Raw genomic sequence first — 20,529 nt, 5'->3', positions numbered from 1 at the left:
AACTGATACCAGTTCTAGTAGGAGGAGTCCATGGAATCCACAGGCGACAAGGGGGTGGCACCGGAGCCGTACACGAGGGGAACCCTGGCGACCGATGGAACGGGTTCTACTACAGTGAGAAGCGCGAGCGAGCCGGCAGGGCAACTCGGCGCACTGGACGCAGACCTGACGATACGTAAGGGGATCCGATGACAAGGGTGACCGACCACGGCGCCGGCGTGCGTTCCATCCAGGTCCCCATCCCGGACAACCCTCTCGGCAACACGCTGGTGTACGTACTCGACACCGACCGGGGCCCGGTGCTCATCGACACCGGCTGGGACGACCCGACCTCCTGGGACACGCTGGCGGACGGCCTGGCGGCCTGCGGCACGTCGCCCTCCGAGATCCACGGCGTGGTCATCACCCATCACCATCCCGACCACCATGGCCTGTCGGCGAGGGTCCGCGAGGCGTCCGGCGCCTGGATCGCCATGCACGCGGCGGACGCCTCCCTCGTACGCCGCACCCGCGAGAACTCGCCCGACCGCTGGTTCGCCTACATGACCGGCAAACTCATCGCCGTCGGCGCTCCCGAGGAGCACGTGGCGCCGCTGCTCGCCGTCCGCGCCTCCGGCCGGATGCCCAGGCTGCCGGGTTTCGAGGCGGCCCTCCCCGACCGCGAGATCATCCCCGGCGAACTCCTCGACCTGCCCGGCCGCCGCCTCCGCGCGATCTGGACCCCGGGCCACACCCCCGGCCACGTCTGCCTGCACCTGGAGGAGGACCACCCGGCGGGCCTGCCCGGCCGCGGCCGGCTCTTCTCCGGCGACCATCTGCTGCCCGAGATCACCCCGCACATCGGCCTGTACGAGGACCCGGACGACACCACGGTGGCCGATCCCCTGGGCGACTACCTCGACTCCCTCGAGCGGGTCGGCCGCCTGGGCGCGGCGGAGATCCTCCCCGCCCACCAGCACGCCTTCACGGACGCCGCGTCCCGCGTACGCGAACTGCTGACCCACCACGAGGCCCGCCTCACCGACCTCCTGAGCCATCTCGTCCACCCCCTCACCCCCTGGCAACTGGCCGAGCGCATGGAGTGGAACCGCCCCTGGGACGAGATCCCCCACAGCTCCCGGAGCATCGCGGTCTCGGAGGCGGAGGCCCACCTGCGCCGCCTGGTGAAGCTGGGGCGGGCGGAGGCGGTGACCGGGAGCGATCCGGTGACGTACGTGGCGGTGTGACAGCGCTGTACGCGGCCTCGGCACCCTTTGGCCGTTTCCCAGGCCCGCTGGCGGTTCAGCGACCGAGCCGAGCAAGAACTTCGCGTATCAAGGTCTGTGCCTCGTCGAGGAGTTCCACCTCGCGACGCCGCATGGTGGGATTGGCCGCCCGCCGCTCCACGGCCTGGGGCAGGCCCCCAGAGTTCGCATCCGTCAGGGCAGCCGGGTCCTCGCAGTCGGCGAGCAGTGCGACCAGCACCTCGTGGGCCATCTGCGCGCGAGGCTCCGCGCTCACGGCAACCTGCGCCAGGATGATCGCCGACATCCCCCAGTCCAGGGCCGGCTGCCCCTCCTCGGCGTTGGCCCAGTCGATCACCACCGGGCCCCGTCGGGTGAGCAGTACGTTCTCCGGGTGCAGGTCCAGGTGGAGGACACGTTCACCGGGGTCGTCCGATACACGGGCCGGAAGGGCGTGCAGCTCGCGCAGCAGCCGCGCGAGCGTCGCCCCCGCCACTTCCGCGGTCAGCACGCCACCGGCCAGCGCCTCCAGCATGGTCGGCCCGGACAGCCGCTCCATCACAAGCTCGGCGTCAGCGACGGTGCCCGCCCTGACCTTCGGCACCGGGTAGCCGTGGCTCAGCACATAGGTCATGACGACTGCTTCGGCGGCTGCACCCCCGTAGCCGTCCCGGTACCGCCGGAGCACCCGTTCGTCGTCGATGGCGTACACATCCGCCGTACGACCTGAGCCGACCAGTGGACCCGTCTGCATGCACCGAGCCTACGAAGTACACCGAGCGGCGGCCGTTGGCTTCCTCCACGACCGGACCGGGGTCACCACCCGTCATCCTCGCGAGGGTGTCCGCGAGATCCCGGCCGTTGTCCCCGTAGACGCGCACGGCGTCGAACTGCACCCCGGCCTTGCGGAGTTGGAAGCCGGTGGCGGGCAGCCAACTGAGGTTGACCTCGTGACTTTGCGTATTCATGAGGTCAGTGTCCGTGGCTGCCATTAGCGTTTTCCATGACCGAGCGTGGATCGTCGACCACGGTCCGAAGTGTTCGGCTTCCGGTTGACCGGGGTTGAGACTGGTTGAGGGGCGTTGGTTCGCAATGTCTCGAGCAGAGAACAAGCAGACGGCCGGGACGACCACGCGGTACGTCGCCGAGATCGCGCGCACGATGCGCGAGCAGCAGAAGCTGTCCCAGGAGCAGTTGGGCAAGAGGATCGGTTATACGGGGTCGGCGGTGAGCGCGATGGAGACGTGCGCGCAGCCCGCGAGCGACGACATGCTCGTCAAGCTTGAGGGTGCGATCGGGGCAGGGCTCGGGCTCTTCGAGAAGGCCCGGCCGTATGTTCGACTGGACAAGTATCCGGCGCCGTTCAGGACTTCGCACTTCTGGAGCAGAAGGCGGTGACGTTGTCGTCGTACGTCACGACGGTGGTCCACGGCCTGTTTCAGACCGAGGATTACGCGCGTGCACTGATCCGTGGCGGCTTCCCGCCCCTGCTCGAACAGCGGGTGACCGAACTGGTCGAGACTCGGATGTCCCGCAAGGGGATCTTCGACCGTGAGCCGGTCGCCCTGATCGAGCTGATCACCGACGAGTCCGTGCTGCACCGCACCATTGGCAGCCGAGAGATCATGCGAGAGCAGCTGATGCGCCTCGCCGAGTGCGGCCGGCGTCGTAATGTCACTGGCCAGGTACTGCCTCTGGACTGCGGCCAGCACGGCGAGCATGCGGGAGATCGTGGCCCGATGACACTCATCGAGACCCTCATCCTCGACCACCTGGTCTACCTGGAGGTGCAGGACGAGAGCCTCGTGCTCAGCGACCCGGAAAAGGTGAGTACATACACGCAGCGCTATGCGAAGATCCGGGCACAAGCCCTCGGCCCGCGTGAATCGCTGGGCCTCATCGAGCGGTTGGCAGGAGAAGAGCAGTGACCAGCACCCTGCGGTGGTTCAAGTCCAGCTACAGCAGCAGTGCAGGCGGCGAATGCGTTGAAGTCGCCCTCGAAGGCCCCGGCTCGGGGCCGACGGTCGTCCACATCCGCGACTCCAAGGACCCGGAACGTCCCTCCCTCCCCTTGAATTCCGTGGCTTGGTCGGCATTCCTCACCTGGCTCCCCTGACCACCACGTCGCCACAATGTGACACTCTCACCCCCAAGTGTCACATTCCTGCGAGATGGTGTCTCACCCCGCCGGTTCACGGCAGGGTGCCCTCATGCCCGACCACGCGCCACCAGGAATGACCCAGGTCCACCGGGCAGTCCTCGACACCATGGCCAGGTACGGCCCGCGTCGCGTACCGCTGGCCCACGTCGCGCGGCTGGCCGGAACGAACCGCCCGTTCCTCGCCGCACGCCTGGTACGGGAACACCCGGTGACGGAGGCAACCGCCCGGACGGCTCCCGACCTGCTCCTCAAGGTGCTGACCGACCCGGCCACGCCCCTGCACAGGCAGGCACTGCACTGGTTGTACGAGCGACTCGGTGTGCTGCGCTTTCACACAGATCTGGAGTCCACGGGACGGCTCATCCTCACCGTCGCCGCTCCGTTCGCGCTCCTCCCGCCTTCTCACAAGAGCCGCGACGAGCGCACCCGGCTCGACAGCCGGCTACGGTCGACCCTGCACGCCTGCCTTTCGCCCGCCCCGCCATGCACCGCATGTGCTCCACCCCGCCAACTCCCGCCAGGGGACGCTGAACCCGGGTCGTGGCGCATCGAGGGCGGTATGAATGGACCATGACCGACAAGGCGTTCGTGATCGTCTCCGGGCTGCCCGCCAGCGGCAAGACGACCCTGGCACTCGGCATCAGCACACGCCTCGGGCTGCCTGTCATCGACAAGGACACGATCCTCGAAGCCCTCTACGACTCGCTCGGCGTCGGCGACAGCGCGTGGCGGCAGCGGCTGAGCCGGGCCGCCGATGAGGTGCTCTTCGCGCTCGCGGCGGAGGCCGGGCGGGCCGTGCTGGTCAACTGGTGGCACCACGACACGGCCCCCGCGCGCCTGCGCAGTCTCGGGGCACCGCTCGTCGAGGTGCACTGCGACTGCGATCCGGAGCTCGCGGCCCAGCGGTTCCGGGCGCGGCGACGGCATCCCGGGCATCTCGACCCCGAGCTGAACGAGGAGCAGGTCGCCGCGCAGGTCGCGGATTTGCGGGAGTCGTATCCGGGGCCGCTGCGGCTAGGTGGGCCACTTGCGACGGTCGACACCAGTGGTCCGGTGGACACCGTCGCCGTCGCCGCGCGGGTCGGGGCGCTGCTGCGCGGGGTGACCATGCCTGAAGACCGGCATAGCCGCCCCCTCCCCGTCTTCAACAGCGGTCGGGAACTGACGTCCGAGGGCATGGAGGATGCGATCTACGAGCAGCTCAAGGAACGAACGGGCCGGAAGCCTCGCCCTACGGGCCAGTAGGGCTTCCCGTACGGGCCGGTAGAGTAAGCCCGTCGTCATCATGCTCGTACGGGGGGAAGCCGGTGCAAATCCGGCGCTGACCCGCAGCCGTGAGCCGTCGTCGTCGCCCTAGGGTGACGCTCGTCGGCGAGTCGGAATGCCCCGTGGAGCGTGACCGGCTCGCGTCACCGGCACCCGCCGGTGACCGGCACCGTCGAGGTATACGGAGCCGGAGCCGCCGGTGCCTGCCTGGGCCCGTGCTGCCCGGCTCCCCGTCAGGGAGAGGCACCCGCCGATCATGAATGTTCGCCGCAGCGCCGCGGTACTGGCAGCCGTCGCCGCGATCGGCACGGCCGCGGCCCCGGCCGCCCTCGCGGACGACGCTTCCCCGTCCCCGTCCGTCGCGCTTCCCTCCGGGCTCTACGGCACGTCCGACCCGACGTACGACGGTGTGTGGCGGCAGTCGCTCGCGCTGCTCGCGCAGGACACCGTGGGTGTGAAGCCCGCCACGAAGGCCGTCGACTGGCTCGTCGGGCAGCAGTGCGCGAACGGCGCGTTCGCCGCGTACCGCGCTGACACCACCAAGGCGTGCGACGCCAAGCTCATGGTCGACACCAACAGCACGGCCGCCGCTGTGCAGGCGCTCGCCGCGCTCGGCGGGCACGACACCGAGACCGGGAAGGCCGTCGCCTGGCTGAAGTCCGTGCAGAACGCGGACGGCGGCTGGGGGTACTCGGCGGGCGGGGCCAGCGACGCGAACTCGACGTCCGTCGTCATCGGGGCGCTGGTGACTGCGGGTGAGAAGCCCGCCGAGGTCGTGAAGGGCGGCAAGTCGCCGTACGACGCACTGCTGAAGCTGTCGCTCCCGTGCGACGGCGACGGCGCGGGCGCCTTCGCCTACCAGCCGGACAAGAAGGGCAAACTGGCGGCCAACGCGGACGCGACGGCCGCGGGTGTGATCGGAACTCTGGGCAAGGGCCTGGTGACGAAGGCGGGCGACAAGGCGGCGGAGGCCGCCGTCTGCACCGACTCCGGCACGCTCACCCCGCAGCAGGCCGCGGCCAACGGCGCCTCCTACCTGGCGGGGGCCGTCAAGAAGGACGGCTACCTGAAGTCCGCGCTCGCCGGTGCCGAGGACCAGCCCGACTACGGCAACACCGCGGACGCCGTCGTCGCCCTCGCCGCACAGGGCGGGGCCGAGCAGGCGCAGAAGCCCCTGAAGTGGCTGGAGGAGAACTCCGCTGACTGGGCCGAGCAGAGCGGTCCCGCCGCGTACGCCCAGCTGATCTTCGCCGCTCACGCGTCCGGCGCGGACCCGCGCGAGTTCGGCGGCCAGGATCTCGTACGGCAGCTGAACGCCACCGGACCGGCCCCGCAGGCCGCCGAAAGCACCGGCAAGGCGAACAAGGCCACCAAGGACGAGAAGCAGAACGACAGCGGTCTCGGTGTCTGGTGGATCATCGGCGTCGGCCTCGTCGCCGGCATCGGCATCGGCTTCCTGCTCAGCGGCCGCAACAAGAAGCAGCAGCTGTGACACCGCGGTACCTGATACGGCGGCGCCTGCCCCTGCGGGGCCTCGGCGTCCTCGGCGTGCTGGTCGCCGTGCTCGGCGGTGTGCTCGGCACGGCCGGGCAGGCGCAGGCCGCCGGCTACCGCTACTGGTCGTTCTGGGAGCGGGACGGCGGCGCATGGACGTATGCCACCCAGGGGCCGTCGTACGTGCGGCCCGAGGACGGCGCTGTGCAGGGCTTCCGGTTCGCGGTGAGCGAGGACTCGCAGGACGCCTCGAAGCCGCGCGGTGACGCCGGCTTCGCCGCGATCTGCGCCAACACCCCGGCGAAGGACGGCACCAAGCGGGTCGCGCTCGTCCTCGACTTCGGCACGGCCGATGACGCGCCCGACGGCGAGACGCCGCCGGAGCCGCGTACCGCCTGCGCGCGGGTCGCCGACGACGCGACCACCGCCGACGCGCTCGCCGCCGTCGCGGGGCCGCTGCGGTACGACAGCAGCGCGCTGCTGTGCGCCATCGCGGGCTATCCGAAGACAGGGTGCGGTGAGCAGGTGTCGTCGTCCGGTTCCGGTGAACGTTCCGCCTCCCGTTCCGCCTCCTCTCCGGCAGCGGATTCCACGTCCACGTCCGCTTCGGACGGTGCGGAGGGTGACGGTGGTCCCTCGCTGGGCCTCGTCGGCGGCCTCGCCGCCGTCGTCCTGCTCGGCGCCGCCGCGGTGTGGCAGGCGCGCCGTCGCCGCGGCTGAACCGGGGCGGCGACGACGATGACCACCGGCGAGCACACACAACGCGGCGGCGGAGCACCCGACCCGCTGCGGCTCACGGCACAGCAGGCGGCCGCACCCCGCCGCGGGCTCGCCCCCCGGGCGAACCGCAGCAACGCCCTGCATCCCGGCGCCTGGTGGCTGTGGGCGCTCGGCCTCGGCACCGCGGCGTCGCGCACCTCGAACCCGTTGCTGCTCGCGCTGCTCATCGGGGTTTCCGGGTACGTGGTTGCGGTGCGGCGGACGGAGGCGCCCTGGGCGCGCTCCTACGGGGCGTTCGTCCGGCTCGGTCTTGTGGTGATCGGGATCCGGCTGGGGTTCGCGGTGTTCCTCGGATCGCCGATTCCCGGCACGCACACCGTCGTCGCCCTGCCCGAAGTCCCGCTGCCCGACTGGGCGCAGGGCGTGCGCCTCGGCGGCCGGGTGACCGCCGAGTCCCTGGTCTTCGCGCTGTACGACGGACTGAAGCTGGCCACGCTGCTGATCTGCGTGGGCGCCGCCAACGCTCTCGCCAATCCGGCGCGGCTGCTCAAGTCGCTGCCCGGTGCGCTGTACGAGGCGGGCGTCGCCGTCGTCGTCGCGCTGACCTTCGCGCCGCATCTCATCGCGGACGTGCAGCGGTTGCGGGCCGCACGGCGGCTGCGCGGGCGTCCGGACCGTGGCCTGCGGGGTCTGCTGCAGGTCGGACTTCCGGTTCTGGAGGGCGCGTTGGAGCGTTCGGTGGCGCTGGCCGCGGCGATGGACGCGCGCGGGTACGGGCGGACCGCCCGGGTCCCGAACGCCGTCCGGCGCACCACGGCCGTGCTCACCCTGGGCGGGCTCATCGGTGTGTGCGCCGGAACGTACGGGCTGCTCACCGCGGAGGGCACGGTCTACGGCCTGCCCGTGCTGCTCGCCGGGCTCGTGGCCGCGCTGGCCGGACTGTGGCTGGGCGGCCGCCGCTCCGTGCGCACCCGGTACCGGCCGGACGCGTGGGGCGTCCGGTCGTGGCTGGTTGCCGGCTCGGGGCTGGCGGTCGCGGCCGTACTGATCGTCTCCGCCTCGTACGATCCGGCGGCCCTCCGCCCCGGCGTCGTACCGCTGACCGCGCCCACCCTGCCGCTGCTGCCCGCGGCGGCCGTGCTGCTGGGGCTGCTTCCGGCGCTCGTGGCACCCGCACCCGCACCGGCGCCGCACGCCTTTGCCGCAGCCCCTTCGGAAGCCTCCCCCGCACCCCGGCCCGACCTCTCCAAGGAACCCTCATGATCCGTTTCGAGGATGTCTCCGTGACGTACGAAGGCGCCTCCGGGCCCACCGTGCGCGGGGTCGACCTCACCGTTCCCGAGGGCGAGCTGGTGCTGGTCGTCGGGGAGTCCGGGGTCGGCAAGTCGACGTTGCTGGGGACCGTCAGCGGGCTTGTGCCGCATTTCACGGGCGGCACGCTGCGCGGCCGCGTCACCGTCGCGGGGCGGGACACCCGTACTCACAAGCCGCGCGAACTCGCCGACGTCGTCGGGACCGTCGGCCAGGACCCGCTCTCCCACTTCGTGACGGACACGGTCGAGGACGAACTCGCGTACGGCATGGAGTCGCTGGGTCTTGCGCCGGACGTGATGCGCCGGCGCGTCGAGGAGACGCTCGATCTGCTCGGCCTCGCGGATCTGCGCGACCGGCCCATCGCCACGCTGTCCGGCGGGCAGCAGCAGCGCGTGGCCATCGGCTCCGTCCTCACCCCGCATCCTCGGGTGCTGGTCCTCGACGAGCCGACGTCCGCCCTCGACCCCGCGGCGGCCGAGGAGGTCCTCTCCGTGCTCCAGCGGCTCGTCCACGATCTCGGTACGACCGTGCTCATGGCCGAGCACCGGCTGGAGCGGGTCGTGCAGTACGCGGACCAGGTCCTGCTGCTGCCTGAACCGGGCGCGGCGCCGGTGCTCGGTACGCCCGCCGAGATGATGGCCGTCTCGCCCGTGTACCCGCCGGTGGTGGGTCTCGGGCGGCAGGCCGGCTGGTCGCCTCTGCCGCTCACGGTGCGGGACGCCCGGCGGCGGGCGGGGGCGCTGCGGGAACGGCTGGCGGGGCTCGAGCCGGGGCCGTCCCGCGGCCACGCGAGCGGGGCGGGATCCGGTACGGACACGTCCCCTGCCCGTACGGACCAGGTCCACCCCCACCCCGCGCTGCCGTCCCAGCCCGGCCCGGACCCGCGCCGGGTTCGCCCGCGGCCGGCCCTGTGGCGGCGCCGGAACGGCAGGCGCGGCGTACCGGAGGTACCCGCGACACCGGGCGCCGAGCCCGTAGCCCTCGTCGAGGGGCTCGGCGTCCGGCGCGGCAGGGTCGAGGCGTTGCGTCACGTGGAGTTCTCCACCGTTCCCGGTGAGACGGTCGCGCTGATGGGGCGCAACGGCGCCGGGAAGTCCACCCTCCTGTCCACGCTCGTCGGCCTGGTCGCCCCCACGTCGGGCTCGGTGCGGGTCGGCGGCCTGGTGCCGCACCGTGCGGGGCCGCGTGAGCTGGTGCGGCGCGTCGGTCTCGTACCGCAGGAGCCGCGCGATCTGCTGTACGCCGACACGGTGGCCGCCGAGTGCGCGGCCGCCGACGGCGACGCGGGCGCGGCGCCGGGCACGTGCCGCGCACTGGTGTCCGAGCTGCTGCCCGGCATCGCGGACGACACGCATCCGCGGGACCTCTCGGAGGGGCAGCGGCTCGCGCTCGCCCTGGCCGTGGTGCTCACGGCTCGGCCGCCGCTGCTGCTCCTCGACGAGCCGACCCGCGGTCTCGACTACGCGGCGAAGGCCCGGCTGGTGTCCGTCCTGCGCGGCCTCGCGGCCGAGGGCCACGCCATCGTGCTGGCCACGCACGACGTGGAGCTCGCCGCCGAACTGGCCGACCGGGTCGCCATCCTCGCCGACGGGGAGATCGTGGCGGACGGCCCGACCGCCGAAGTCGTCGTGTCGTCGCCTTCCTTCGCGCCCCAGGTCACCAAGGTGCTGGCACCGCAGCAGTGGCTGACGGTGTCCCAGGTGCGGGAGGCGCTGGCATGACCGGCCGAACCGCGCCCCAGGTCCGGGCCGTCCGCCTGGGACCCCGTTCCGTGGGCGCTCTCGCGCTCGTCAGCGCCATCGGGATCGCCGCCTTCGGGTGGCCCCTCTTCGCCGAGGCCGGCTCGGGGCTCAGCGCGCACGCCCAGGACGCACCCTGGCTGTTCGCGGCGCTGCTCGTACTGCTCGTGGGGGTCGTCGCGGCGACCGTCTCGGAGTCCGGGCTCGGCCCGAAGGCGGTGGCCATGCTGGGCGTACTGGCCGCCACCGGCGCGGCGCTGCGGCCTATCGGCGCGGGCACCGCGGGGATCGAGCCCATGTTCTTCCTCATGGTGCTCAGCGGCCGTGTGCTCGGGCCCGGCTTCGGGTTCGTGCTGGGCGCCGTGACGATGTTCGCCTCGGCTCTGCTGACCGGTGGCGTCGGCCCGTGGATGCCGTTCCAGATGCTGTCGATGGGCTGGTTCACGATGGGGGCCGGTCTGCTGCCGGGCCCGGACCGGCTGCGGGGGCGCGGCGAGCTGCTCCTGCTCACCGCGTACGGGTTCGTGGCGTCCTTCGGCTACGGCACGATCATGAATCTGGCGGGCTGGCCGTTCATGGACTCGCTCACATCGAGCGTCGCGTACGACCCGGGCGGCACGCTCGCCGGGAATCTGGCGCGTTTCCTCGCGTACTGCCTGGCCACGTCCCTCGGCTGGGACCTGGGCCGGGCCGCGGTGACCGTGGTCCTCACGCTGCTGCTCGGCCCCGCCCTGCTCAAGGCGCTGCGCCGCGCCACGCGGCGGGCCGCGTTCGAGGCGACGGTCACGTTCGAGGCGCCTGACCGCTCATAGCCCGTCGGCCGCTCATAGCCTGTCGGCCGCTCATGGCCCGTCGCGGTCGAGGCGGCTGTCTCGTGTCGAGCGCCCGCGTGCGACGAGGCGCCGGTCACGTTTTCAGCCCGGGTGTAGTGGTCCACCCGCCCTCGGGCGTGCGTACTCCGTCACATCCGACGTGGGCCGTCTGTCACATTTCGCCAGATTCGTCGCACGCGGAGCGTACGGCCTCGCGCGCAAGCCGTCACGTATCAGCCCCTGAGGGCGTGAGGCGCCACACGTGCCCTAGGTCACTTACTAGGCGGTTTCGTAGGACAACGCCGTGACATGAACGCGGCATTCCGGTGCCTGACCTGCACATTGAGAGCCGGGTCACGCAAGGGACCTTCTCCTCGAATGCGACTCCCACTAGTAAAAGGGGTGGTTGCAATGCCCGAATCGCCCTGTTTCTCTGGATGTGTCGCCAGGCGCCGACGTGCCCACCACGGGCCGCGGCGCCGACGCATTTCCCCCGCCTTCCGCACGGCTCCCGTGCTCGGCGGGGCCCGCATGCGACTGCCCTGCACCCGACGAAGAGGTTCCCCCCTGTGATCGTCTCCATGTTCCGCACCATCGTTTCCCCGAAGAAGGCCCTCACCGGTGCCGCCGTGGCCGCCGCCACCACCGGCATGCTGTTCGCCGCCGCTCCCGCTCAGGCCGCCCCCGCGGCTGCGTCCGCCTCCAACGCCCAGGCGCTCGCGCACAAGATGATCCCGAACGCGGCGCAGTACCAGGCTTTCAGCAAGATCGTGGAGCACGAGAGCGGCTGGAACGTCAAGGCGACGAACGCGTCCTCGGGCGCCTACGGCCTCGTCCAGGCGCTGCCGGGCTCCAAGATGGCCTCCGCGGGTGCGGACTGGAAGACCAACCCCAAGACCCAGATCAAGTGGGGTCTGGACTACATGAACTCGCGTTACGGCAGCCCGGTCGGCGCGTGGAACTTCTGGCAGTCGCACGGCTGGTACTGAGCCGGCAGTCGCACAGCCGGCACTGAGCGGCGGACCGCTCCCGCCACTCGACATTGAAGGCGGCACCCCCTCTCCGGGGGTGCCGCCTTCGCCGTTGCCAAGCCGTCCGGGCAGCACACCTAGAGCCGCTGAATGATCGTCCCCGTGGCCAGCGCCCCGCCCGCGCACATCGCGATCAGCGCGAACTCCTTGTCCCGCCGTTCCAGTTCGTGGAGCGCGGTGGCGATCAGCCGCGCCCCGGTCGCCCCGACCGGGTGCCCCAGGGCGATCGCCCCACCGTTGACGTTGACCTTCTCCAGGTCCTGCTCGAAGACCTGCGCCCAGCTCAGCACCACCGAAGCGAAGGCCTCGTTGATCTCGACGATGTCGATGTCCTTCAACGACATGCCCGCCTTGCCGAGCACCGCCCGGGTGGCGTCGATCGGCCCGTCGAGATGGAAGTGCGGGTCCGCGCCCACCAGCGCCTGGGCGACGATACGGGCACGCGGCTTGAGCTTGAGCGCCCGCGCCATCCGCTTGGACGCCCACATGATCGCGGCGGCGCCGTCCGAGATCTGCGAGGAGTTGCCCGCGGTGTGCACGGCCGTCGGCATGATCGGCTTGAGGCGCGCCAGCGCCTCCATCGAGGTGTCACGCAGGCCCTCGTCGCGGTCGACGAGGCGCCACATGCCCTGGCCCCCGGCCTGCTCCTCCTCGGTCGTCGGCACCTGGACGGAGAACGTCTCGCGCTTGAAGCGCTCCTCGGACCAGGCGATCGCGGCCCGCTCCTGCGAGATGAGACCGAGCGCGTCGACGTTCTCGCGGGTCAGCCCGCGGTGCCGGGCGATGCGCTCCGCCGCCTCGAACTGGTTGGGCAGGTCGACGTTCCACTCCTCGGGGAAGGGCTTGCCCGGCCCGTGCTTGGAGCCGGACCCGAGCGGCACCCTGGACATCGCCTCGACACCGCAGCTGATGCCGACGTCGATGACGCCCGCCGCGATCATGTTGGCGGTCATGTGCGAGGCCTGCTGCGAGGAGCCGCACTGGCAGTCGACCGTGGTGGCCGCCGTCTCATACGGAAGGCCCACGGTGAGCCATGCGGTGCGCGCCGGATTCATGGACTGCTCGCCGGCGTGTGTGACGGTACCGCCGACGATCTGCTCGACACAGTCGGCCTGGATGCCCGTACGGCCGAGGAGTTCGCGATAGGTCTCGCCCAGCAGATAGGCGGGGTGAAGATTGGCGAGCGCTCCACCGCGCTTGCCGATGGGGGTGCGTACGGCTTCGACGATGACGGGTTCCGAGGCCATGGGGGGTCGTCCTCTCCTCGCACATCCGCGCATCCACACAGAGGAGTCCCGGCCCACCGGCGGACGCCGAACTAGAACGCGTACTAGTTCCTCTTGCAGTCTGCTGAGCCGGACCCCCGCGCCGCAAGGGTCATGCACGCACCTTGCACCCGCCCTGCACGCAATTCACCCCGTCACGGCCCTTGCTACTTATAGAACCCGTTACTACCTTGCCGACACCTTCATATTCTGATGGACCGTCAGACCCGGGGACGGTCAGGCCGTCAGAGCCTTCAGACCAGGAAACCTGGAGTTGCCGATGCCCTGTCCAGCGCTGCCCGAAGGGTTCGACTTCACCGATCCCGATCTGCTCCACCACCGCGTACCCCTCCCGGAGTTCGCCGAGCTGCGTCAGACCGAACCGGTCCGTTGGATCGCCCAGCAGCCCGGCATCGCCGGCTTCCAGGACGAGGGCTACTGGGCCGTCACCCGGCACGCGGACGTCAAGTACGTCTCGACGCACCCCGACCTCTTCTCCTCGAACCTCAACACCGCGATCATCCGCTTCAACGAGCACATCAACCGCGACCAGATCGAGGTCCAGCGGCTGATCATGCTCAACATGGACCCGCCCGAGCACACCCGGGTCCGCCAGATCGTGCAGCGCGGCTTCACGCCACGCGCCATCCGCTCGCTGGAGAAGGCCCTGCACGCCCGTGCCGGCTCGATCGTCGAGACGGCCCTGGCGAACGCGGGCCCGGACGGCTCCTTCGACTTCGTCACGAACGTCGCCTGCGAGCTTCCCCTGCAGGCCATAGCCGAGCTGATCGGCATCCCCCAGGAGGAACGGACCAAGATCTTCGACTGGTCCAACCAGATGGTGGCCTACGACGACCCCGAGTTCGCCATCACCGAGGACGTGGCCGCCGAAGCCGCCACCGAGCTCATCGGGTACGCCATGAACATGGCCGCCGCCCGCAAGGAGTGCCCGGCCAAGGACATCGTCACCCAGCTCGTGGCCGCCGAGGACCAGGGCAATCTCGGCTCCGACGAGTTCGGCTTCTTCGTGCTGATGCTCGCCGTCGCGGGCAACGAGACGACCCGCAACGCCATCAGCCACGGCATGCACGCCTTCCTGACGCACCCCGACCAGTGGGAGCTGTACAAGCGCGAGCGCCCCGCGACGACCGCCGAGGAGATCGTCCGCTGGGCCACACCCGTGGTCTCCTTCCAGCGCACCGCCACGCAGGACACCGAGCTCGGCGGCCGGCAGATCAAGAAGGGCGACCGGGTCGGGATCTTCTACTCGTCCGCGAACCACGACCCCGAGGCCTTCACCGACCCGGGCGTCTTCGACATCACCCGCGACCCGAACCCGCACCTCGGCTTCGGTGGCGGCGGCCCGCACTACTGCCTCGGCAAGTCCCTCGCCACGCTCGAGATCGACCTCATCTTCAACGCGATCGCGGACGCCATGCCGGACCTGCGCTTGACCGGCGACCCGCGCCGCCTGCGCTCGGCGTGGCTCAACGGGGTGAAGGAGCTCCAGGTCAGCGCCTCCGCTTGACCTGCCTCCCACGAGATCTCCGGGGAGGCAGGGACATCCCCCCTGCGCCGACCTCTGCCTCCCCGGGACCTCTCAGGACCGGGCCGGGTCGATGGCCTGTCTCGCCGGGGGTGCAGCAGGCCGTGGTGCCGCAGCACGCCTCCGGGGCCGGGCCGGCGCTCTTGCCGAGGGTGTCGGCGTCGGCCTGACGGGCAACGTGATGATGCCCGCGTACTGCATGATGGCCGCGGCGGTCATCGGCGGCGCTGCGGTGTGGTTCATGGCGGAGTCTGCGGGTCGGCCGCTGCCGGGGTCCGCTCCCGCGGTGGAGACGGAGGCGGAGGCCCGGGCGGTTCGAGGGGCGGCCGTGAGCCGGGCGGCCGCGTACGGGGCGGCCACGCAAGGCACGCAGGCCGGAGCCCGAGGCTCCGCCCGGACGTCAGCCCTCGTGGTAGAAGCCCACGTTCACACTGCGCGGCAGGCTCCGGTCGGCTATGACCAGCTCGCCGGAGCCGCCGCGCGGCAGCGGCACCGTCGCGCCGTACCCGACGGGGTGCACAGCTCCACCCATCACCAGCCGGACCTCGGACGAGGGATCCGGATGCGAGCCGCGCAACCAGGTGACCGTCCAGGACCCGTCCGGTCCGCAGACGAACTCCAGATGCACCCGCGAGACGAACAGCCAGTCGTCGGGCGTCACGAGCCGGCACACGCTCTTGTCCCGCCCCACGCGCAGGACCGCGCCCGGGGTGCTCGGCGCTTCGGCCATGGTCATGCCCGCTGTCGCACCCGCTTCCGCCTCCGACACCGAGGCCATGGTGAGCTCGAGCACGTGCGCTCCTTCGATTCGCGGAAGGTCCGGACGCGGTTGCCGCGCCGCGGCCGCATGATAGGGCGCGGACAAGCGCCCGCGCCCCTGGGGGCGCTTCCTCGGCCCGTCCCCTGGGCCTACGCCGCGCCCGCTGGGACAATCGGCACATGACCGAGCGTAAGCCACCCGGTGTCAGCTTCGAGTCCTGGATCGACAAGCAGATCCGCGAGGCGGAGGAACGCGGCGACTTCGCCCGCCTGGAGGGCGCCGGCAAGCCGCTGCCGCGCGACCTGGAGAGCACGCACGACGAGTTGTGGTGGATCAAGCGGAAGATGGCCCGCGAGGGTCTCTCGCACCTTCCTCCCACGCTCGCGCTGCGCAAGGAGGCGGAGGACGCCCGCGCCGCGGCGGCCGAGGCCCCGTCGGAACGCGTGGTGCGGCAGATCGTCTCCGACATCAACGACAAGATCAGCGAAGCCCTGCGCAGGCCGCCGCCCGGTCCTCCGCTGGGGCTGGCGCCGTTCGACGTCGAGGCCGTGGTGCGGGAGTGGAACGAGCGGCGTCACGTCAGCGGTGAGTGACATCCCTGCGGTGAGTACGGCAAGGCGGCCCCTGCCGGCACGCAGGGGCCGCTCGGGAGCGGTCCGCCGGCCGCCGCCACCGACCGGCGGACCTGTCCGGATCGCTGCCGGACCGCCGTCGCAGGCCGCTCGGCGCGGACCGCCCGCCCGTCACAGGCTCACAGACGGAGGACCCGCTCCGCGGTCTCCCGGTAGTCCCGCAGCGCCAGGCGCAACTGCTCGGTGTCCGCCGTGCGCTCCTCGCCCTCGCCCATGGACTGCCAGGCGATGCGGATCGTACGGCGCCGGTGGGCGAGGGTCTTCGTCAGGCGGTTGACCGCCTCGTGCAGGACCTCGTCGGCCTCCTCGACCGCGTCCCTCGGGCTGTCGACGAACGCGGTGACGGCATGCTGCAGACGCAACGTCAGCTTCTCGCATTCATCGGGCGGCAGCAGCCCGCCCATACCCTCGTACTCGGCCATGCCGCTCAACTCCTCTTGGGGTGGTGCCGGTTGAAGGCCCACAGGGCATGGAGGCGCCCGGTCCCGTGGTCCTCGTGGGAGCGGCTCGCGCCGTCCGCGGCACCGCTGCGGCCGGTGCGGTGCCGGTGGCCGTCGGGCCGGTCCGCGCGGGTGCCGTTCTCGGCCACCAGGTCGTCGAAGAGGGCGCGTGCGTCGAGCAGGGCGGCGCGCATCTCCTCCGTACCGGCCCCGGTGCCCTGCAGTGCGCCGGTCCCCGCCTGTGCCACCCGGTGCACCCGGCGGTAGCCGTTGACGTGCGGGCCGTGGTGCACGGACAGGGCGGCCACCTGCTCCTCGTAGTGCATGCCGTCCGGGAATCCGCGTGCCGCCGCCACCTCCGCGAGCAACCGGTCCGCCTCGGCCACCGCATCGCCCGGCGAGTCGACGAAACGCTCCTGCGTAGAGGTCCAGCGAGCGACATAGCGGTCCCGGGCGGCGGGCTCCAAGGGACGCGTACGGAGTGAGCCGTGCCGCTTCACGCGGTCCGCGAGGTCGCGTTCCGCTGCTTTGGTGTCGCCGTCGTGGCGCGCGACCGTCCGTTCGTACTCCGGTCCGAAACGCCGCTTCAGCCCGCGCGAGCTGCCGAGCGCGGCGCTCGCGGCGACGGCCCCGCCGGCGGCGAGCACGATCACGACCGCGATCACTATCAGCACGATGGTCATGCCTGACATGGCCGGCTGCCCTCCTGGGTCCGTCGCTGGGGCCTCTGTCGCTCGGGGACTCTGTCGCTTGGTATGTGGCAGGTCCTGTCGCTCGGTCCGTGGCAGGTCCTGTCGCTCGGTCCGTGGCAGGTCCCGTCCCTGCGGCGGGTTGCCCGGATCCCCGCGCTCAAACGGCGCCCGCCCTGCTCCGGGCCGCCCCGCCCGTAATCCGCTTGTGCCGGGCACCCGTGCCGCCCCGACAATGAGCGCCATGACCGACGCGACGGGCACAACGACGGGAACGGCGACAAGCACCACGGGGGCGGCCGGCACCACGCAGGGGGCGTGGAGCGTCGCCCCGGAGGCCTTCGACTCCCCCGTGGCGGCCGCGCTCTGGCGTGCGTACTACACGGAGGTCAGCGACCGCTGGTACGAGCTGTACGAGGGCCGGTCGACGCCGCCCGACGAGCTGGAGCAGGGCATCGCGGCGGAGACCGGGGCCGATTTCGCCCCGCCCGGCGGGGTGCTGCTGGTCGCCCGGTACGACGGGGAGCCGGCGGGCACGGCCGGGATGCGGCTGCTCGACGCCTCGACGGGTGAGCTGAAGCGGTTCTTCGTACGCAGGGAGATGCGCGGCAAGGGCGGCGCGGCGCTCCTGCTGGCGGCGGCCGAGGACGCGGCTCGCGCACTCGGCGCCGATCGCGTCGTCCTGGACACCCGGCACGACCTGGTGGAGGCCCGCGCGGTGTACGCCCGCCACGGCTACGAGGAGACCGAGGCGTACAACAGCCACGAATACGCCGAGCACTGGTTCGGCAAGTCGCTCACGTCCGGGAGCTGATGCGCGTGACGTTCTCGGCCGGGAGCTGATGGGCGTGAGGTTCACGGCCTCAGGGGCGGGAGGCGGCCGGTCCCGGTCCGGTCGGCCGTTCTTCAGACGCCTGCCTCGACGCCGGGGTGCGGGCCCTTGTGGACCGGTCCGTCGTGCGGCCGTTCCCCGTCGCTGCCGCACAGCTCCGCGTTGAGCTCCCGGACGAGCTGCGCGAGATCGGTGGGGCGGTCGCGGGTCCACCAGTCGCCGAGCAGCTCGGCGAGGGACTCCTCACGGGCCTTCGCCAGCTTCTCCGCGACCTGGCGCCCCTGATCCGTCGGTACGAGCGTCAGGCCCTCGCGTACAGCGAGGTGGCGCTCCTCCAGCTGGCGGGCCGCGGCCGTGATGATGTTCAGCGGTACGGTGCTGCGCTCGGCGAGTACGCCGGGCTCGGCCGAGCCGTAACGGTTGATGCGCAGGAGCAGCCAACTCCCCGCGGGCAGCAGGTCGTAGCCGGCCTTCGCGGTGATCTTCTCGTAGATCTCGCGGCGCCCCTCGCGGGTGCCGAGCGTCGAAAGGGCGCGCGCCACCTCGTCGTACGACGACCGTTGGACCGGGTTGGTGGCGATCGTCTCGGTGCCGTCGGGCGCGGTCACCGAGCCGCGCAGCTTGTCCTCGTGCAGGAACCAGGCCAGTACGAAGGCGACCAGGGCGACCGGCGCCGCGTAGAGGAAGACGTCCGTGATCGACGACGCGAAGGCGTGCAGGGCCGCGGGTTGCAGCGCGGCCGGAAGCTGCGCGATGCCGCGGGGGTCGGACTCGAGCGCCTGCGGGGTGATCCCGGGCGGCAGTTGGGTGCCGGCGAACGCGGTCGTCAGTTTGTCGCCGAGCCGGTTCGCGAAGATCGTGCCGAAGATGGCGACACCGAACGCGGCGCCGATGGAGCGGAAGAAGGTGGCCCCGGACGTGGCGACGCCCAGGTCCTCGTACGACACCGCGTTCTGCACGATGAGCACCAGCACCTGCATGACCAGGCCGAGTCCGCAGCCGAACACGAAGAAGTAGACGCTGATCAGACCCGTGCTGCTGTGCTCGTCGAGCTGGTGCAGCAGAAGCAGTCCGAGCGTCGTGATGCCCGTGCCGGCGACCGGGAAGACCTTCCAGCGGCCGGTGCGGCTGACGATCTGGCCGGACGCCGTGGAGGCCAGCAGCAGGCCGAACACCATGGGCAGCATGTGCACACCGGACAAGGTCGGCGAGATGCCGTGCACGATCTGCAGGAACGTCGGCAGATACGTCATCGCGCCGAACATCGCGAAGCCGACGACGAAACTGATCACCGCGGAGAGCGTGAACGTCCTGATCCGGAACAGCTTGAGCGGCAGCACCGGCTCGGCGGCCCTGCGTTCCGCTGCGACGAACGCGACGGCCAGCAGCACGCCCAGTACGGCGAGACCGATGATCTGCGCCGAGCCCCAGGCCCACGTGGTGCCGCCGAGCGAGGCGACCAGGACGAGGCAGGTGGCGACGGAGGCGATGAGGAACGTGCCCAGGTAGTCGATGGTGTGCGGCATGGCGCGCCGCGGGATGTGCAGCGCGGTCGCGATCACGATCAGCGCCACGATGCCGACCGGCAGGTTCACGTAGAACACCCAGCGCCAGCTCAGATGCTGCGTGAACAGCCCGCCGAGCAGCGGTCCGAGGACGCTCGTCGCGCCGAAGACCGCGCCGAACAGCCCCTGGTAGCGGCCGCGGTCGCGCGGCGGCACGATGTCGCCGACGATCGCCATCGACAGCACCATCAGTCCGCCGCCGCCCAGCCCCTGGAGCGCGCGGAACCCGATGAGCTGCGGCATGTTCTGCGCCATGCCGCACAGCGCCGAGCCGATCAGGAAGATCACGATGGCCGCCTGGAACAGCTTCTTGCGGCCGTACTGGTCGCCGAGCTTGCCCCAGAGCGGGGTCGCGGCCGTCGAGGCGAGCAGGTAGGCGGTGACGACCCACGACAGGTGCTCAAGACCGCCGAGTTCACTGACGATGGTCGGCAGCGCTGTCGAGACGATGGTCTGGTCGAGCGCGGCGAGCAGCATGCCGAGCAGCAGTGCGCCGATCGAGACGAGCACTCCGCCCTTGACGTGGTCGTCCCGGCTGGTGCCGGGGCGGGCGGGGCGTGTGTCGCTCACGTCCTCGGACATGGACACCTCCTGGTGGCCTGGGGCCTGTTCCGCAGTGGCGGCCTGGGGCCTGTTCCTCTCCATCCTGGTAGGTGTCACCCGTTATGGCCTGTTGAGTCCTCGAAGCGCGTGCGGCCGCCGAGACCGGGTCTGCATAATCGCTGGAGCTCATAGGGAGGGGTCCGGAACAGTGAGCGTGAGTGGACAGCAGTGTCCTGAATGCGGCATGGCACGAGACGCGGATGGGGCGGCCGCCTGCACATGTGCCGAGAGGTCGGCGGAAGCCGTGCGGGATGCCAGGTCCGCCGACATGGCCGCGGCGGAGGACTTCCACCCGCTGCGTATCCGGCCGTATGTCGCGTTTTCCGGGGGCGGTGCCCCGCAGGGCGCCGAGGCCGGCGTCCCTTCGGACACCGGGGCGGAGGCGGACGCCACGGTTCCGGCGGGGGCATCCGCCCCGCCGAGAGCCGCGCTCCCGC

At 71.3% G+C, this 20,529-nt stretch carries 19 protein-coding genes, 1 pseudogene and 1 riboswitch; of the genes and pseudogenes, 14 read left to right on the top strand and 6 right to left on the bottom strand.

What is annotated here, in order from left to right:
• Positions 1-188 precede the first annotated feature (188 nt).
• The gene (locus ACWD4J_RS00640) at positions 189-1,226 is read left to right on the top strand and encodes an MBL fold metallo-hydrolase (RefSeq protein ID WP_451393061.1); all 1,038 of its coding nucleotides are present in this window, start codon (positions 189-191) and stop codon (positions 1,224-1,226) included.
• 55 nt (positions 1,227-1,281) lie between these two features.
• Here ACWD4J_RS00640 and ACWD4J_RS00635 read toward each other — a convergent pair whose 3' ends face one another.
• Positions 1,282-1,977 carry a phosphotransferase gene (locus tag ACWD4J_RS00635; protein WP_451393060.1) on the bottom strand — a complete coding sequence of 232 codons (696 nt, stop codon included), beginning with the start codon at positions 1,975-1,977 and terminating at the stop codon, positions 1,282-1,284.
• A 338-nt stretch (positions 1,978-2,315) separates the two neighbouring features.
• Between ACWD4J_RS00635 and ACWD4J_RS00630 the strand changes: the two are divergent.
• The 10 genes and pseudogenes from ACWD4J_RS00630 (at position 2,316) to ACWD4J_RS00585 (ending at position 11,718) form a co-directional block, all read left to right on the top strand.
• A pseudogene (locus ACWD4J_RS00630) lies at positions 2,316-3,151 on the top strand (helix-turn-helix domain-containing protein).
• Positions 3,148-3,339 (top strand): DUF397 domain-containing protein, encoded by a 192-nt coding sequence (locus ACWD4J_RS00625; RefSeq protein WP_451393059.1) that lies wholly within the window; start codon positions 3,148-3,150, stop codon positions 3,337-3,339. The pseudogene ACWD4J_RS00630 and the gene ACWD4J_RS00625 overlap by 4 nt, the downstream one beginning before the upstream one ends.
• 94 nt (positions 3,340-3,433) lie before the next feature.
• Entirely contained in the window at positions 3,434-3,958 is a 525-nt protein-coding gene (locus ACWD4J_RS00620; RefSeq protein ID WP_451393058.1) for a hypothetical protein, read from the top strand.
• Positions 3,955-4,629, top strand: a complete 675-nt coding sequence (locus tag ACWD4J_RS00615) for an AAA family ATPase (protein ID WP_451393057.1) — start codon at positions 3,955-3,957, stop codon at positions 4,627-4,629. Before ACWD4J_RS00620 ends, ACWD4J_RS00615 begins: the two co-directional genes overlap by 4 nt.
• A gap of 52 nt (positions 4,630-4,681) precedes the next feature.
• Positions 4,682-4,771, top strand: a riboswitch (cobalamin riboswitch).
• A 135-nt stretch (positions 4,772-4,906) separates the two neighbouring features.
• A complete protein-coding gene (locus ACWD4J_RS00610) occupies positions 4,907-6,142 on the top strand; it encodes a prenyltransferase/squalene oxidase repeat-containing protein (protein WP_451393056.1) in 1,236 nt (411 codons plus the stop codon).
• Between the two features lie 26 nt (positions 6,143-6,168).
• Entirely contained in the window at positions 6,169-6,864 is a 696-nt protein-coding gene (locus tag ACWD4J_RS00605) for an SCO2322 family protein (protein ID WP_451393585.1), read from the top strand.
• An 18-nt stretch (positions 6,865-6,882) separates the two neighbouring features.
• Complete coding sequence (locus ACWD4J_RS00600; RefSeq protein ID WP_451393055.1) at positions 6,883-8,127, top strand: energy-coupling factor transporter transmembrane component T; 1,245 nt, start codon at positions 6,883-6,885, stop codon at positions 8,125-8,127.
• On the top strand, positions 8,124-9,899 hold the full coding sequence (locus tag ACWD4J_RS00595; RefSeq protein ID WP_451393054.1) for an ABC transporter ATP-binding protein: 1,776 nt from the start codon (positions 8,124-8,126) through the stop codon (positions 9,897-9,899). Before ACWD4J_RS00600 ends, ACWD4J_RS00595 begins: the two co-directional genes overlap by 4 nt.
• Positions 9,896-10,729: an ECF transporter S component gene (locus ACWD4J_RS00590; protein WP_451393053.1), complete on the top strand. Its 834-nt coding sequence runs from the start codon at positions 9,896-9,898 to the stop codon at positions 10,727-10,729. Before ACWD4J_RS00595 ends, ACWD4J_RS00590 begins: the two co-directional genes overlap by 4 nt.
• Before the next feature lie 581 nt (positions 10,730-11,310).
• Positions 11,311-11,718, top strand: coding sequence for an aggregation-promoting factor C-terminal-like domain-containing protein (locus ACWD4J_RS00585; RefSeq protein WP_451393052.1), 408 nt, complete (start codon positions 11,311-11,313; stop codon positions 11,716-11,718).
• A gap of 119 nt (positions 11,719-11,837) precedes the next feature.
• On the opposite strand, the gene ACWD4J_RS00580 is transcribed toward ACWD4J_RS00585, so the two are convergent.
• Positions 11,838-13,007, bottom strand: a complete 1,170-nt coding sequence (locus ACWD4J_RS00580) for a steroid 3-ketoacyl-CoA thiolase (RefSeq protein ID WP_451393051.1) — start codon at positions 13,005-13,007, stop codon at positions 11,838-11,840.
• Between the two features lie 298 nt (positions 13,008-13,305).
• Here ACWD4J_RS00580 and ACWD4J_RS00575 point away from each other — a divergent pair, with 298 nt between their 5' ends.
• On the top strand, positions 13,306-14,553 hold the full coding sequence (locus ACWD4J_RS00575) for a cytochrome P450 (RefSeq protein WP_451393050.1): 1,248 nt from the start codon (positions 13,306-13,308) through the stop codon (positions 14,551-14,553).
• 418 nt (positions 14,554-14,971) lie between these two features.
• Here ACWD4J_RS00575 and ACWD4J_RS00570 read toward each other — a convergent pair whose 3' ends face one another.
• Positions 14,972-15,364 (bottom strand): hypothetical protein, encoded by a 393-nt coding sequence (locus ACWD4J_RS00570; protein ID WP_451393049.1) that lies wholly within the window; start codon positions 15,362-15,364, stop codon positions 14,972-14,974.
• A gap of 146 nt (positions 15,365-15,510) precedes the next feature.
• Between ACWD4J_RS00570 and ACWD4J_RS00565 the strand changes: the two genes are divergently transcribed.
• Positions 15,511-15,924 carry a DnaJ family domain-containing protein gene (locus ACWD4J_RS00565; protein WP_451393048.1) on the top strand — a complete coding sequence of 138 codons (414 nt, stop codon included), beginning with the start codon at positions 15,511-15,513 and terminating at the stop codon, positions 15,922-15,924.
• 158 nt (positions 15,925-16,082) lie between these two features.
• Here the strand turns inward: ACWD4J_RS00565 and ACWD4J_RS00560 are convergent, their stop codons facing one another.
• Positions 16,083-16,385 carry a hypothetical protein gene (locus ACWD4J_RS00560; protein ID WP_451393047.1) on the bottom strand — a complete coding sequence of 101 codons (303 nt, stop codon included), beginning with the start codon at positions 16,383-16,385 and terminating at the stop codon, positions 16,083-16,085.
• Positions 16,386-16,390: 5 nt separating this feature from the next.
• A complete protein-coding gene (locus ACWD4J_RS00555; protein WP_451393046.1) occupies positions 16,391-17,095 on the bottom strand; it encodes a hypothetical protein in 705 nt (234 codons plus the stop codon).
• Positions 17,096-17,336: 241 nt separating this feature from the next.
• Here ACWD4J_RS00555 and ACWD4J_RS00550 point away from each other — a divergent pair, with 241 nt between their 5' ends.
• Entirely contained in the window at positions 17,337-17,906 is a 570-nt protein-coding gene (locus tag ACWD4J_RS00550) for a GNAT family N-acetyltransferase (protein WP_451393045.1), read from the top strand.
• 92 nt (positions 17,907-17,998) lie between these two features.
• On the opposite strand, the gene ACWD4J_RS00545 is transcribed toward ACWD4J_RS00550, so the two are convergent.
• Positions 17,999-20,071: a DHA2 family efflux MFS transporter permease subunit gene (locus ACWD4J_RS00545; protein ID WP_451393044.1), complete on the bottom strand. Its 2,073-nt coding sequence runs from the start codon at positions 20,069-20,071 to the stop codon at positions 17,999-18,001.
• Between the last annotated feature and the right edge of the window lie 458 nt (positions 20,072-20,529).

It is taken from the genome of Streptomyces sp. NPDC002577, assembly GCF_053594815.1.
This window is presented reverse-complemented; position numbering and strand designations above follow the sequence as displayed.